We start from the raw sequence: 13,686 nt of genomic DNA, 5'->3' as shown, positions 1-13,686 counted from the left end.
CCCATGGAACTCTTCCAGTACCCGTACATGCAGCGCGCCCTGATCGGTGCGCTGATCATCGGTTTGGCCGCCCCGGCGCTCGGCATCTACCTGGTGCAGCGCCGGCTGGCGCTGATCGGCGACGGGGTAGGGCACGTGGCGCTGACCGGCGTCGGCGCCGGGCTGCTGCTGAACCGCTCTCCGGTGCTCGTCGCGGTGATCGTGGCCACCCTCGGCGCGATCGGCATCGAGCTGGTCCGCTCTCGCGGGCGGACCTCCGGCGACCTGGCCCTGGCGTTGCTCTTCTACGGCGGCATCGCCGGCGGCGTGATGCTGGTCGGGCTCTCCGACAGCACCAGCAGCAACCTCAACGCGTACCTCTTCGGGTCGCTCACCACCATCTCGCCGGCCGATCTGACCACGATCGCGGTGCTCGGCGCGGCGATCCTGGTGACCATGATCGCGCTGCGCCCGGCGCTCTTCGCGGTCAGCCACGACGAGGAGTACGCCCGGGTCTCCGGCCTGCCGGTGCGGACGCTGAACATGCTGATCGCGGTCGCCACGGCGGTCACCGTGACCATCGCCATGCGGGCGGTCGGTGTACTGCTGATCAGCGCGCTGATGGTGGTCCCGGTGGCCACCGCGCAGCAGGTCACCCGGGGCTTCCGCAGCACCATGACGGCGGCGATGGCGCTCGGGCTCTTCGCCGCCGGCTCGGGCGTCTGGGTCGCGGCCAACGCCGACACCGCCCCCGGCGCCTCGGTGGTGCTGATGGCGATCGCCTCGTTCCTGGTGGTCGCGCTGGCCGCCGGGGCGTGGCGGGTGCTGCGCCGCCGCACGTCACCGGCGGCCGTGCCGGCGCCTGAGCCGCACGAGGTCGTGCTCCGCTGATGCTGGTCGCCGCGATGCCAGCGGTATTGGTTACCGTTACAGGGTGAGCGGCGGATCCGGCTATGACGGCTTCGAGGGTGCCGGCGAGTTGCTACGTGCCTTGTCGGCCCCGATCCGGCTGGCCATCGTCAGCGAACTCGCCAACGGGGAACGGTGCGTGCACGAGCTGGTGGAGAAGCTCGGCGCGGCCCAGCCGCTGGTCTCCCAACACCTACGGGTGCTGCGCGGCGCCGGTGTGGTCCGCGGCGCCCGCCGGGGACGGGAGATCGCCTACACCCTGGTCGACGAGCACGTCGCGCACATCGTCGCGGATGCGGTGAGTCACGCCGGCGAGGGATCATGAAACAGCGACCGGTCGAAGGGGGTGCCCCGTGAGCGAGAACGCAACCGCCGTCCGCAACACGCGCCAGCGCAGCGCGGTCAGCGCGCTGCTCGTCGAGGTGGAGGGGTTCCACAGCGCGCAGGAGCTGCACGCGATGCTCCGGGCCCGTGGCGAGCGGGTCGGCCTGACCACGGTCTACCGGACGCTGCAGGGGCTCGCCGACGCCGGCGAGATCGACGTGATGCGCCCGCCCGGCGGTGAGCACCTCTATCGCCGGTGCAGCGAGGGGCACCACCACCACCTGGTCTGCCGGGCCTGCGGCCGGACCGTGGAGGTGGCCGGGCCGACGGTGGAGAGCTGGGCGGAGCGGGTGGCCGCGCAGCACGGCTACGCCGACGTCAGCCACACCCTGGAGATCTTCGGCACCTGCCCGGCCTGCGCCCACTGACGCCGCGGCCCGCCGGCCGCGTCGACCCGGCCGGCGGCGGATGCCGGGAACGGCCGTTCGTGGCACGCTGTCCGGCGTGAAGATCTACGCCGATCGTTTCCCGACCGCCGCCCGTCAGCTCCTCACCGACCTGCTCGTCGTCGCCTGGGTGTACGGGGCGATCCGCGGCGCACTGTGGCTGCATGACCTGGTCCAGAAGCTCGCCGTCCCCGGCCAGAAGCTGGAGGGGGCCGGCGGCGGGCTCGCCGACAACCTGGCCGACGCCGGCGGCAAGGTCGGCCGGGTGCCGTTGGTGGGTGACGAGCTGACCGCGCCCTTCGAGCGGGCGGCCGACGCCGCCCGGTCGCTCGCCGAGGCCGGCCGGGACCAGCAACAGCTGGTCGACCAGCTGGCCCTGGCGCTCGCCGTCGCCGTGCTGATCTTCCCGCTCGGCCTGGTGCTCTTCGGCTGGCTCCCGCTGCGGCTGCGCTGGATGCGCCGCGCCGGGTCGGCCGCGAAGCTGGCGGCCGCGCCGGCCGGCCGGGACCTGCTCGCCCTGCGCGCACTGGCCACCCAGCCGCTGGGTCGGCTGACCCGGATCGGGCCTGACGTCGCCGAGGCGTGGCGCCGCGGCGACGACGACACCGTCGACGCGCTCGCCGCACTGGAGCTGCGCCAACTGGGTCTCAGGGACGGCCGCTAAGGTCTTCAGGTGTTCTACTTCCTGGTCGTGATCGCCGTCCTGCTGCTCGGCTATGCCGGCGTACTGGTCAACTTCGTCCGCAAGGGGCGGAAGATCCCGCCGGGGGCGTACCTGGGTCTCGCCGCGCTCAACGGCGTGATCCTGGCCGCGATCCTGGCCTGGGCGATCGCCCGCTGAGCTGACGCCCGCCAGGTCCCGGCGACCGACGGCCACCGCCGCCGACCGCCGGGCGGTCACTGCGGCGGCGGGATCCGGCGGCGGACGTCGGTCGCGGTGGACGGGCCGGGCGACCACGGGGCCACCCAGGGTGCGTCGGTCGGCGGAGTGACCACACCCTCCTCCAGGGTCGCGTACCGGCCGGCGAGGATGCGCTTGGCGGCCGCCACGTCCACCGAGTCGGTGTTCTCCCAGAGCGCGGTGAAGAGCGCGTCGACCCGGACCCGGGCCTGCCGGCAGAACAGGTCGGCCAGCTCGAGGTTCTCCGGCCGGACGTCCCGCTCGGCGTGCGCCCGCACGCACACGGCGGACATCGCGAACAGCTCCGCGCCGATGTCCACCACCCGGCCCAGGAACGCCTGCTTGCGCTCCATCTTTCCCTGCCACCGGGACATCGCGTAGAAGGTCGACCGGGCCAGCTTGCGCGAGGCGCGCTCCACCTGCCGCAGGTGGCCGGCGAGCGGCCCGAACTCGGCGTACGCCGTGGGCCGCTGGCCACGACCGACGGCGAGTGTGGGCAGCCACCTGGCGTAGAAGGCGCCGGCCCGGGCGCCCGCCTTCGCCTTGCGGCCGAGGCCGGCGTCCGGGTCGATGATGTCGCCGGCGACCGACAGGTGCGCGTCGACCGCCTCCCGGGCGATCAGCAGATGCATGATCTCGGTGGAGCCCTCGAAGATCCGGTTGATCCGCAGGTCGCGCAGCAGCTGCTCGACGGCGGCCGGCCGCTCGCCCCGGGCCGCCAGCGAATCCGCCGTCTCGTAGCCACGACCGCCACGGATCTGGATCAGGTCGTCGGCGATCCGCCAGGCCATCTCGCTGGCGTAGAGCTTGACCAGCGCGGCCTCGATCCGGATGTCGTTGCGGTCGTCGTCGGCGAGCAGGCAGCAGAGATCCAGCATGGTCTCCATGCCGTACGTCGTCGCGGCCATGAAGGCGAGCTTCTGGGCGACCGCCTCGTGCTCGCCGACCGCCCGGCCCCACTGCACCCGGTCGGCGGACCACTCCCGGGCCACGTTCAACGCCCACTTGCCGGCGCCGACGCACATCGCCGGCAGCGACAGCCGGCCGGTGTTCAGCGTGGTCAGGGCGATCTTCAGCCCCTTGCCCTCGCCGCCGATGACGTTCTCCTTCGGGACGAGGACGTCGTGGAACCGGGTGAGGCTGTTCTCCAGACCGCGCAGGCCGACGAAGGCGTTGCGCCGCTCCACGGTGATGCCCTCGGCGTCGCCCTCCACGACGAACGCGGTGATCCCGCCGCGACGGCCCTCGCCGGCCGGCACCCGGGCCATCACCACCAGCAGGGTGGCCACCGTGCCGTTGGTGGCCCAGAGCTTGACCCCGTTGAGCCGGTAGCCGGTGCCGTCCTCGGTCGGTTCGGCCGTGGTGGCCAGTCGGGCCGGATCGGAGCCGACGTCCGGCTCGGTGAGCAGGAAGGCGGAGACCTCGCCGGCGGCCAGCCGGGGCAGGAAGAGCTGCTTCTGCTCGGCGGTGCCGAACATCTTGAGCGGCTGCGGCACGCCGATGGACTGGTGCGCCGAGAGCAGCGCGCCGATGGCCGGGCTGATCGAGCCGGCCAGCATCAACGCCCGGCAGTACTGCAGGTTGCTCAGCCCGAGCCCGCCGTACGAGCGGTCGATCTTCATGCCGAACGCGCCGAGCCGGGCCAGCCCTTGGAAAACCTCGTCGGGGATGTGGGCGTCCCGCTCGATCGCGGCGCCGTCCACCTCGGTCACGAGGAACGCCCGGAGCTGGTCGAGGAACTCCTCGGCCCGGGCGTCGTCCGCCGGGTCGGAGCGGGGCCAGGGATCGATCAGGTCGAGCCGGAACCGGCCGAGGAAGAGCTCCTTGCCGAAGCTGGGGCGGTCCCAGGTGGACTGCCGGGCCGCCTCGGCGACCTGGCGTGCCTCCTTCTCGGAGACCTGCCCCGCCTCTACCGGCAACGCGGCGGCGACGCCGCCGCTGGTGTCGGGCCGCTCCGGGACGGCGCCGGGCTCGTCCGGCACGGGTCGGCTGTTCTGCGTCGTGGTCACGGCTGCCCCCTCGAACCTCGGTCCGGCGCGTCAACGTGCTCGACAAATGCCACGCTACCCCCGGGTGTTACCCAGGGGTAGCGGTCTGTGAAGATCGAGATTCGGCGATCGCTGGTCAGTCGCCGGTGAGCGTGTGCGGATCGTCGTCATCGTCGTCGATGTCGTCGTCACCCCAGTTGCGACGGACGAACGGCAGCAGCACCCAGAAGACGAGGAACCAGACCCCGGTCACCGCGCTGAGCACGAACGCGATCGGACGGTCCAGCACGAAGTCGGTGATCAGCAGCACCGCGCTGACCATGGCGATCAGCATGAAGGCGAGCCCGCCGGTGGCCATCCGGTGGGCGAAGCGGACCAGCTCCGGCTTGCGCCCCTGGCGGAACAGCGCCCGGTGGAACGCCACCGGCGAGATGATCAACGCGGTGGCGGCCGCCGCGGCCAGCAGCGAGACCACGTAGACGTCCCGCTGGAACTCGGTCGTCCTGGTGAAGCCGTTGCTGAACGGCAGGGTCAGCAGGAACGCGAAGAGGATCTGCACCCCGGTCTGTGCGACCCGGAGCTCCTGGAGCAGGTCGGCGAAGTTGCGCTGCCAACGCTGCTTCTCGGTTTCCTTCGACACGCGCTACCTCCGGTCAGACGCTACTGCCGGCGGGGCCCGCCGCCGGCAGCAACGCCAATGCCCGATCGCGCAATCCGCGAAACCAGCTCATGATCGACCCCGTCAAAGGACACCGCCCGCGCCGCGATGCGCCCGCTGGTGGCGGATCAGGCGCGCCCGAGGCCCCCGCCGGCGGCGGATCAGGAGCGCGCGAGACGCCCGCCGGCAGCGGTCAGGAGCCGCGGCGGATCCGGCCGGCGTAGCGGGCCTCCAGCGCGTGGTTGTGCTCGTCACCGCCGGCGATGTTGGCGGAGAGGTAGACCGGGGGCCGCTCCCCCGCGGCGAGCAGTCGGGCCACCACCTCGACCGTGATCTGCTGCGCGAGCAGCGCCGCGGTGATGGAGGAGACCGCGCCGACCGCGCCGCCGCCCGGCAGCGGCAACGTCGCGTCGCCGTACGGGGCGCCGTTGTCGAGCACCACGTCGGCGAGGTCGGCGAGCTTCCGCCCGGACGGGTGCCGGGAGGTCATCCGCGCCGAGTGCTGCGCCGAGGTGATCGCCACCAACCCGTGGCCGCGCTCCTTGACCAGGCTGGCGAACTCGACGATCGCACCGTTCACGCCCGAGTTCGAGGCCACCACGAAGACGTCCGCCGGGCGCACCGGCGCCAGCTCGTAGAGGCGGTGCGCGACCGACGGATCCCGCTCCAGGGTCGGCCCGAGCAGATCGGCCGGCGCGCCGCCGTGCAGCACCAGATCCCGCAGCGCGATCTTGTTGGTCGGCACCAGCCCGCCGGCCCGGCCGGCGATCTCCATCGAGAGCGCCTCGGAGTGCCCGGTGCCGAAGGCGTGCACCACCCCGTCGGCGCGTACCGCGTCGGCGAGCAGGTCCGCCGCCCGGCCCACCGCCTCCCGCTGGCCCGCGGCGACCTGGTTCATCGTCTCGGTCACCACCGCCAGGTAGGCGTCGGCGCTCAACGTCATGTCTCCTCCATTCCTCACGACCGCCGGACGCGGCTCAGGCCACGCCCCGCACCCGGGCGACGATCGCCTCGGCCAGCGCCGCCGGCGCCTCGTCCGGAATCCAGTGGGTCACGCCGGGCAGCTCGACGAAGCGGTAGTCACCGGACACGTGCTCCGCGCACGCCTCGGCGGCGGTCCGGCCGATGGCGATGTCCCGGTCGCTCCAGACGAACGTGGTCGGCACGGTCACCGGCCCGACCGCGGCCAGGTCACCCCGGGACATCGCCCGGTACCAGTTCAACGCCCCGGTCAGCGCGCCCGGCGCACGCATCGGCTCCGCGTACGCCGCCACCCGCTCCTCGTCGCCGACCCCGGCGAGCATCCGACGCAGCGCCGCCGCCCGCAACCCGAGCAGCACCTTCTCCGCCTTGCCGGGCTGCCGGAACAGCACCATGTACGACGAGCGGACCTTCTGATGCGCGTCGTGCGACAGCGCGTACGCCATCGCGGCGGGGTGCGGCACCGAGACGGCGGTGAGGGTACGGATCCGGCCGGGGTGGGCGGCGGCCACGGCCCAGGCGACGACGGCGCCCCAGTCGTGCCCCACCAGGTGCGCCGCCTCGACGCCCAGCGCGTCGAGCAGCGCCACCACGTCGGCGACCAGTTCCGCCAACCGGTACGCCTCGACGGCCTCCGGGCGGGCGCCGGGCGAGTAGCCGCGCTGGTCCGGCGCGTACGTGCGCAGGCCGGCGGCGTGCAGGGCCGGCGTCAGGTCGTCGAACTCCCCGCCGTGCTGCGGGAAACCGTGCAGCAGCAGGACGGGCGGGCCCTCCTTTGGTCCACCGGCGCGGACGTCGAACGTGAATCCTCGGGCGTCGATCCGCATGATCAGCAGCCTACCCAGGCCGGCCGGCGTCGCCCGGCCCCCGGTCGCGGTGCTAGCGTCTGTGGAACAACTTCACATCCGACAGGGGAGCGCACAGCGCTGAGAGTGCGGGCACACGCCCGCAGACCCTCGAACCTGATCTGGGTAATGCCAGCGCAGGGAGTTCGGTCGACCTCCAGCCGCGCCGCCGTCCGGTTCCACCGGACGTCGGCGTGCGTCTTCTCCTGGTTCCTCCACAGAACTGGGAGCACTCGCATGACACCACCCGACACGAACCGTTGGCGGACCGTCGACATCGTCGTGGCCTCGGTGATCGCCGTCGCCTTCGGCATCATCTTCTGGGCCTGGGGCCTGCTCTGGAACGGTCCCGCCGACGCCATTCCGCTGCCCGGCCGGGCGGTCCTCTACGGCGTCTGGCTGGTTCCCGCCGTCCTGGGCGGGCTGATCATCCGGAAGCCCGGTGCCGCCTTCTTCACGCTCACGGTCGCCGCGCTGGTCTCGGTGGCGCTGGGCAGCAGCTGGGGCTGGACGCTGGTCATCCAGGGCCCGCTGGAGGCGGCCGCCGCGGAGCTGGCGTTCGCGGCCTTCGGCTACCGCAACTTCAAGGCGCCCATCGCGCTGCTGGCCGCCACGCTGGCCGGTCTCGCGGCGGCCATCTACGACGTCTTCGTCTGGTACCCGGAGACCTCGTGGGTCAGCTTCCGACTCCCGTACATCCTGATCACGGCTGCCAGCTCGCTGGTGATCGCCGGGGTCGGCAGCCTCGCCCTCACCCGGGCCCTGGCCAACACCGGCGTCCTCGATCGCTTCCCCGCCGCCCGCGAACGCCCCGCCATCTAACCCCCACCCACCTCCTCCCCCCTCCCCCACCCCCACCCCTCCCCCCGGACCCGTTGATCAAGAGGTTTGCGTCAACGGCGTCCCGATTTCTGACGCAAACCTCTTGATCAACACGACGGGGCCGGTAGCGGCGCGCGGGAGGGGGTGCGGTGAGCGGAGTGGAACTGCGGGGGTTCGGGTGGCGGCACGCCGGGCGCAAGCGCTGGGCCGTGCGCGACGTGGATCTGCGGATCTCCAGCGGCGAGCGGGTGCTGCTGCTCGGCCCGTCCGGGGCCGGCAAGAGCACCCTGCTGGCCGCGCTCGCCGGGCTGCTGCCGGAGGACTCCGGCGAGCAGGCGGGCACCGGCGAGATCGACGGGTTGGACCCGCGCAAGGACCGGGAACGGGTCGGCATCGTCTTCCAGGACCCGGAGAGCCAGCTGGTGATGGCCCGCTGCGGCGACGACGTGGCGTTCGGGCTGGAGAACCGGGGCGTACCGGCCGCGGAGATCTGGCCCCGGGTCGACGAGACCCTGCGCCGGGTCGGCTTCCCGTACCACCGGGACCGGCCCACCGCCGCCCTCTCCGGCGGCGAGCAGCAGCGCCTCGCGCTGGCCGGGGTGCTGGCCCTGCGCCCCGGCCTGCTGCTGCTCGACGAGCCGACCGCCAACCTCGACCCGGCCGGCGCCGCGCTGGTCCGCGACGCGGTCGCCGGGGCGCTGGAGGCCAACACCACGCTGATCCTGGTGGAGCACCGGGTGGCCGAGGCGCTGCCGCTGGTCGACCGGGTGGTGGTGCTCGAACCCGGCGGCGGCGTACGCGCCGACGGCACCCCGGAGGCGGTCTTCGGCGCCCACGGCGACGCGCTCGCCGCCGAGGGCGTCTGGGTGCCCGGCCGGACCGTGCCGCCCCGGCGCGCCACCACGACCCCGGGCGACCTGCTGCTCACCGCCGACCGGCTCGGCCTGCCACCCCGGCTGGCCGACACCGACCTGGCGGTACGCGCCGGCGAGGCGCTCGCTGTGCTCGGCCCGAACGGGGTGGGCAAGTCCACCCTGGCGCTGCTGCTCGGCGGGCTGCTCCGGCCGGGCACCGGCGCGGTGACGGCGAGCCCGGAGCTGGCCGGCCGGGACGCCCGCACTCCCCCGCACCGCTGGCGCGCCCCCGCCCTGGCCGGCCGGATCGGCTCGGTCTTCCAGGACCCGGAGCACCAGTTCGTCACGAGCACCGTCTACGACGAGTTGGCTCTCGGCCCGCGCCGCACCGGCCGGCACGAGGCGGCGATCCGGTCCACGGTGGACGAGCTGCTGGACCGGCTGCGGCTGACCGCGCTCGCCGGCGCCAACCCGTACACCCTCTCCGGTGGCGAGGCGCGGCGGCTGAGCGTCGCGACCGCCCTGGCCACCGCGCCCCGCCTGCTGGTCTGCGACGAGCCCACCTTCGGTCAGGACCGGAGGACCTGGCTGGAACTGGTCGACCTCTTCGCCGAGCTGCGCGACGCCGGGCACGGCGTGGTCACCGTGACCCACGACCCGGAGTTCGTCGCCGCGCTCGCCGACCGGCAACTCACCCTGGAGCGGCGGCCATGACCGGCCCCGCCAGCCCGGCGGCCGTCGCCGGCCCTGCCGCCGTCGACCCGCGGAGACGGTCGTGATCGGCCTCGAACCCGTCGCCGTGCCCGGGGCGCCGCTGGCCCGGCGCAACCCGGTCGCCAAGCTGGCCGCCGCGCTGGTCTTCTCGATCGTGCTGGTCGCCACCCTCGACCCGGTCGCGCCGGCGATCGCCATCGCGGTCGAACTGGCGCTGCTGCCGCTCTTCGGCGTGCGTTACCGGGTGCTGGCCCGGCGCGCGTGGCCGCTGCTGGTCAGCGCGGTCGGCATCGTGGTCACGCTGGTGCTCTTCGCCGCCGAGCGCTCCGGCCGGGTGCTGGTCGAGGCCGGCCCGGTCGTGGTCACCTCGGGCGTGCTGCTCACCGCGCTCGGGCTGGTGCTGCGGATGTTCGCGGTGGCGCTGCCCGGCGTGATCGTGTTCGCCACCACCGACCCGACCGACCTGGCCGACGCGCTGGTCCAGAACGCCAAGGCGCCGGCCCGGTTCGCCATCGGGGCCCTGGCGGCGTTCCGGCTGGTGCCGCTGCTCGGCCAGGAGTGGCAGATGATCAGCATGGCCCGCCGGGCGCGCGGGGTGGACGCCGGGCGCAACCCGGTGGCGAAGCTGCGGCTCTTCGTCTCGACCGCGTTCGCGCTGCTGGTCGGGGCGATCCGGCGGGGTACCCGACTGGCGGTGGCGATGGACGCCCGGGGCTTCGACGCGGGCACCCCGCGCACGGTCGCCCGCCGGCAGCGGTTCACCGCCGCGGACGCCCTCCTGGTGGCCGGCGCCGCGACGCTGGCCGCCGCCGCCCTCACCACCAGCATCCTGCTCGGCACCTTCCGGCCCCTCATCGGCTGACCAGGCCGCACGCCTGGCCCGCAGGCATGGCCGGAGTCGCATGTTCGCATGGTTGCCGCGCTGGTGACACGCACTGTTCCCCTGCGCAGTCCAGATTGGCCCGCGGACTACTCCCCTGATCCGACTGGAGCAGCACATGGGCCACGGCCACGCGCACCATCACGATCACGATCCCGCCGCCGGCGGCGACGTACCTCCGGCGCTCGACCTCGGTGTCCCGGACGCCGAACTGGCGCCCGGTGACCTCAGCCGACGCGGCTTCCTGCGCAACGCCGGCCTGCTCGGCGCCGGCGCGGCCGCCACCGTGCTGACCAGCGGAACCGCCGCGCACGCGGCGGGCCATGACCACGGCCCCGGTGGCGACCACGGCCGCACCGGCGAGTTCCAGTGGCTCGCCGGCGACCACCACATCCACACCCAGTACAGCTCGGACGCGATGTACCGGGTGGTCGACCAGGCCCGGCACGCCCAGGCGTACGGGCTGGACTGGATGGTCGTCACCGACCACGGCAGCGTGGCCCACGCCAAGATCGGCGTGGACAAGGTCAACCCGGACATCGTCGCCGCCCGGGCCCAGCTGAAGGACCTGCTGATCTACCAGGGCCTGGAGTGGAACATCCCGGCCGCGGAGCACGCCACCGTCTTCGTCCACCCGGGGCGCAACGAGGTCGCCGTTCTCAAGGAGTTCGAGAACGCGTTCGACGGCAGCGTCAAGAACGCCGGTGACTCGACCCCGGCCAACGAGGCGCTCGCCATCGCCGGCATCAAGTTCCTCGGCGAGGCGGTCCGCAAGCGCCGCGTCGAGGGCGCGCTCTTCCTGGCGAACCACCCGGCCCGGCGGGGCATCGACTCCCCGCACGAGATCCGCGCCTGGCGGGACGCCGACCCGAGCGTGGCGATCGGCATGGAGGGCGCTCCCGGCCACCAGGCGGCCGGTCTGCCCGGTGGCGGCCGGAACCGCGGTTACTACGACAACAGCCCGTCCGCCGCGTCGTTCCCCGGCTACCCCCTGGAGAGCTACCGCACGTGGGGTGGGTTCGACTGGATGACCTCCACCGTCGGCGGGCTCTGGGACAGCCTGCTCGCCGAGGGCCGGGCCTGGTGGATCAGCGCCAACTCCGACTCGCACGTCAACTACCTGGACACCTCGCAGCGGGGGCCGGACAGCAACTTCGACCTCAACGGCAAGCACAACGACCCGGTGTACGGCCCACTGCTCAGCACGGCCGGCGACTACTGGCCGGGCCAGTACAGCCGTACCCACGTCGGGGCGAGCTCCTTCAGCTACCGGTCCGTCATGGACGGCCTGCGGGCTGGCCGGGTCTGGGTGGACCACGCCGGTCTGATCAAGGCTCTCGACGTCCGCGCCCGGATCGCCGGTGACCGGCGCCGGGAGTCGGGTACGCCGCTCGGTGGCGTGCTGCGGGTCAAGCGCGGTACCCGGGTCGAGGTGACCATCGACATCGACCTGGCCGACACCCCCAACTGGTCGCAGTTCGTGCCCACCCTCGCCCGGGTCGACGTGATCGCCGGTCGGGTGACCGGCCCGGTCGCCGACAAGGACGCCTTCACCGCACCCGACACCAAGGTGGTGAAGTCCTTCGAGGTCGCCAAGGGCACCGGCAAGGTCTCCTTCACCTACTCCTTCGGACGGGTGGACGAGCCGTTCTACCTGCGCGTCCGGGGTACGGACGGCAAGCGCAGCCAGCCCGGCCTGATGGGTGCGGCGGTCGACCCGTTCGGCCCGGCCCTCGACGTCACCGGCGCCGCGGACCCGTGGGAGGACCTGTGGTTCTACGCCAACCCCATCTGGGTCCTGCCGCAGTGATCCTGGGCCTCAGCCTGGGTCACCGGACCGTCCGGGAGGCCGAGCACTGGCTGGCCGCCCACGTTGTGCCGCTCGACCTGCCGGACCTGGTCGCCTGCACCCACCTGGTCGCCGCGCCGTACCCGCACGTGGCGCTCAGCGTGGCAGTGCCGGCGGCGACGGACCGGTTGGCCGGGCTGCCCAGCACCCCGCCGGAACTGCGGGCGGCGGCCGAGCGGGCGGCGGCCGAACACGGCGAACGCCGCGCCGGCCGGGCCGTGCGCTACCCCGGTGTGGACCGGCTGGTCGGCACGCGCACCGTCGGCGAGGTGCTCGCCGACAGCGCGATCGAGCGGGTCGTGGTGCTCGGCGGGGCGACGGCCGGACCGGAGCTGCCGCTGGACACCCGCGACTTCGTCCGTCCGCAGTGGCGCGACGGCGAGCTGGTGCTGGTGGCCGTGCCGCACCACGCCGGCGGCGTCGCTCCGTTCGAGGTGGCCGACCCGACGCCCTGCTGCGCCGACCACTGAGCCCGGGTGCGGTCCGTCACCAATGGTGGCGGACCGCACCCGGTGCCGGCTGGTGCAGCGGTGGTTGAGGCGAGGCGGGCCCGCCTCCGCCGATCAGCTGCGCCGGAAGGCGTACCGGCGGGGCGCGCCGGCCCGCTGACTGCCCCGGCCGGCGGCGGAGCGGCCGTGGCCGACCGGCGGACCGGCCTTCGGCGGGACCGGCCGGGTCGCCGGCTCGGTCGCCGCGTCGAGCGGCAGCGGCGGCACCACGGGGGCGACCACCGCGTCGAGGTCGGCCGGCGTCAGCTCCGCGACGTCGGGCGTGGATCGTGGGGTACGGGACTTCTTCGGGTTGCGCTTGGTGGGCATCCGGGCCTCCTTCTCGGCGGACCGGCCGGCGGGCGACGCGTGGTCGCGGCGTGAACGGCACGGTCTCGGCTGGGCGGGAACCGGGCTGACGACAGCCACGGTCCTGGCGGACGGGGTTCGTCCCGGGATCGGCCACGACGGCCACCGACGCGGCGGTGGCGGAGAATGCGGACGCCCGGGAGCGCACGGACCGCACGCAGGGCGGCGGGCCGGCTCGGAGGTGGGCGTCAGTTACGCATGTGCCGACGGTAACCCATGCCCGGCCGCGCGCGCATCCGATTTGCTGGCAGGATCGGCACATGCTGATCGCGTTCTCGATCACCCCGCTCGGCGGCGACGACTCGGTGGGCGACCTGGTCGCCGAGGCCGTCCGGGTGGTCCGCGAGTCCGGCCTGCCCAACCGGACCGACGCCATGTTCACCACCGTCGAGGGCGAGTGGGACGAGGTGATGGCGGTGGTCAAGCGGGCGGTCGACGTGGTCGCCGCGCGGGCGCCGCGGGTGAGCGTGGTGCTCAAGGCCGACGTCCGACCCGGGGTGACCGACGCGCTCACCGGCAAGGTCGCGCGGATCGAGGCCCGGCTGGCCGAGGGCTGACCGTCCGACCGCGGCGCGCAACGCGCAGCCGGTCGACCCGCCCGTCGCCGGAGGCGGAGCCGAACGCATCCGTCCCGTCACCGACGGTCGATCGTCGGCGCGGGTCGGCGGACAGCGCGATA

16 protein-coding genes and 1 riboswitch are annotated in these 13,686 nt (G+C 73.7%); of the genes, 11 read left to right on the top strand and 5 right to left on the bottom strand.

Annotated features, from left to right (window positions below):
- Nucleotides 1-3 precede the first annotated feature (3 nt).
- The 5 genes from ACIBBA_RS28665 to ACIBBA_RS28645 all read left to right on the top strand — a co-directional run bounded on the left by ACIBBA_RS28665 (nucleotide 4) and on the right by ACIBBA_RS28645 (nucleotide 2,499).
- Nucleotides 4-870: a metal ABC transporter permease gene (locus tag ACIBBA_RS28665; protein WP_396701261.1), complete on the top strand. Its 867-nt coding sequence runs from the start codon at nucleotides 4-6 to the stop codon at nucleotides 868-870.
- A gap of 43 nt (nucleotides 871-913) precedes the next feature.
- Nucleotides 914-1,213 (top strand): ArsR/SmtB family transcription factor, encoded by a 300-nt coding sequence (locus ACIBBA_RS28660; RefSeq protein ID WP_396701259.1) that lies wholly within the window; start codon nucleotides 914-916, stop codon nucleotides 1,211-1,213.
- Between the two features lie 28 nt (nucleotides 1,214-1,241).
- Nucleotides 1,242-1,640 carry a Fur family transcriptional regulator gene (locus ACIBBA_RS28655; protein WP_357049376.1) on the top strand — a complete coding sequence of 133 codons (399 nt, stop codon included), beginning with the start codon at nucleotides 1,242-1,244 and terminating at the stop codon, nucleotides 1,638-1,640.
- Nucleotides 1,641-1,716: 76 nt separating this feature from the next.
- Entirely contained in the window at nucleotides 1,717-2,322 is a 606-nt protein-coding gene (locus ACIBBA_RS28650; RefSeq protein ID WP_357049373.1) for a hypothetical protein, read from the top strand.
- A 9-nt stretch (nucleotides 2,323-2,331) separates the two neighbouring features.
- Nucleotides 2,332-2,499 carry a hypothetical protein gene (locus tag ACIBBA_RS28645; RefSeq protein WP_350874028.1) on the top strand — a complete coding sequence of 56 codons (168 nt, stop codon included), beginning with the start codon at nucleotides 2,332-2,334 and terminating at the stop codon, nucleotides 2,497-2,499.
- A 56-nt stretch (nucleotides 2,500-2,555) separates the two neighbouring features.
- Here ACIBBA_RS28645 and ACIBBA_RS28640 read toward each other — a convergent pair whose 3' ends face one another.
- The 4 genes from ACIBBA_RS28640 to ACIBBA_RS28625 form a co-directional block, all read right to left on the bottom strand.
- On the bottom strand, nucleotides 2,556-4,568 hold the full coding sequence (locus ACIBBA_RS28640; protein ID WP_396701256.1) for an acyl-CoA dehydrogenase family protein: 2,013 nt from the start codon (nucleotides 4,566-4,568) through the stop codon (nucleotides 2,556-2,558).
- A gap of 115 nt (nucleotides 4,569-4,683) precedes the next feature.
- On the bottom strand, nucleotides 4,684-5,187 hold the full coding sequence (locus tag ACIBBA_RS28635; protein ID WP_396701254.1) for a DUF6328 family protein: 504 nt from the start codon (nucleotides 5,185-5,187) through the stop codon (nucleotides 4,684-4,686).
- A gap of 211 nt (nucleotides 5,188-5,398) precedes the next feature.
- Nucleotides 5,399-6,148: a sugar isomerase domain-containing protein gene (locus ACIBBA_RS28630; RefSeq protein ID WP_396701252.1), complete on the bottom strand. Its 750-nt coding sequence runs from the start codon at nucleotides 6,146-6,148 to the stop codon at nucleotides 5,399-5,401.
- 34 nt (nucleotides 6,149-6,182) lie between these two features.
- Nucleotides 6,183-7,013 (bottom strand): alpha/beta fold hydrolase, encoded by an 831-nt coding sequence (locus ACIBBA_RS28625; RefSeq protein WP_396701250.1) that lies wholly within the window; start codon nucleotides 7,011-7,013, stop codon nucleotides 6,183-6,185.
- Nucleotides 7,014-7,086: 73 nt separating this feature from the next.
- Nucleotides 7,087-7,193: riboswitch (TPP riboswitch) on the top strand.
- A gap of 75 nt (nucleotides 7,194-7,268) precedes the next feature.
- Between ACIBBA_RS28625 and ACIBBA_RS28620 the strand changes: the two genes are divergently transcribed.
- The 5 genes from ACIBBA_RS28620 (at nucleotide 7,269) to ACIBBA_RS28600 (ending at nucleotide 12,620) form a co-directional block, all read left to right on the top strand.
- Entirely contained in the window at nucleotides 7,269-7,853 is a 585-nt protein-coding gene (locus ACIBBA_RS28620) for an ECF transporter S component (RefSeq protein WP_396701248.1), read from the top strand.
- Nucleotides 7,854-8,002: 149 nt separating this feature from the next.
- Nucleotides 8,003-9,421, top strand: coding sequence for an ABC transporter ATP-binding protein (locus ACIBBA_RS28615; RefSeq protein WP_396701246.1), 1,419 nt, complete (start codon nucleotides 8,003-8,005; stop codon nucleotides 9,419-9,421).
- 61 nt (nucleotides 9,422-9,482) lie between these two features.
- Nucleotides 9,483-10,283, top strand: coding sequence for an energy-coupling factor transporter transmembrane component T family protein (locus tag ACIBBA_RS28610; protein ID WP_396701244.1), 801 nt, complete (start codon nucleotides 9,483-9,485; stop codon nucleotides 10,281-10,283).
- Nucleotides 10,284-10,419: 136 nt separating this feature from the next.
- A complete protein-coding gene (locus ACIBBA_RS28605) occupies nucleotides 10,420-12,111 on the top strand; it encodes a PHP domain-containing protein (protein WP_350874021.1) in 1,692 nt (563 codons plus the stop codon).
- Nucleotides 12,108-12,620 carry a hypothetical protein gene (locus tag ACIBBA_RS28600; protein WP_396701242.1) on the top strand — a complete coding sequence of 171 codons (513 nt, stop codon included), beginning with the start codon at nucleotides 12,108-12,110 and terminating at the stop codon, nucleotides 12,618-12,620. Before ACIBBA_RS28605 ends, ACIBBA_RS28600 begins: the two co-directional genes overlap by 4 nt.
- A gap of 93 nt (nucleotides 12,621-12,713) precedes the next feature.
- Here ACIBBA_RS28600 and ACIBBA_RS28595 read toward each other — a convergent pair whose 3' ends face one another.
- Nucleotides 12,714-12,968: a hypothetical protein gene (locus ACIBBA_RS28595; protein ID WP_396701240.1), complete on the bottom strand. Its 255-nt coding sequence runs from the start codon at nucleotides 12,966-12,968 to the stop codon at nucleotides 12,714-12,716.
- Between the two features lie 299 nt (nucleotides 12,969-13,267).
- Between ACIBBA_RS28595 and ACIBBA_RS28590 the strand changes: the two genes are divergently transcribed.
- The gene (locus ACIBBA_RS28590) at nucleotides 13,268-13,564 is read left to right on the top strand and encodes a thiamine-binding protein (RefSeq protein WP_088988093.1); all 297 of its coding nucleotides are present in this window, start codon (nucleotides 13,268-13,270) and stop codon (nucleotides 13,562-13,564) included.
- Nucleotides 13,565-13,686 lie beyond the last annotated feature (122 nt).

The organism is Micromonospora sp. NPDC051006 (assembly GCF_044456245.1).
GTDB lineage: Bacteria > Actinomycetota > Actinomycetes > Mycobacteriales > Micromonosporaceae > Micromonospora.
The sequence above is the reverse complement of the archived record's forward strand: the minus strand, read 5'-3'. Positions and strand labels throughout refer to the sequence as shown.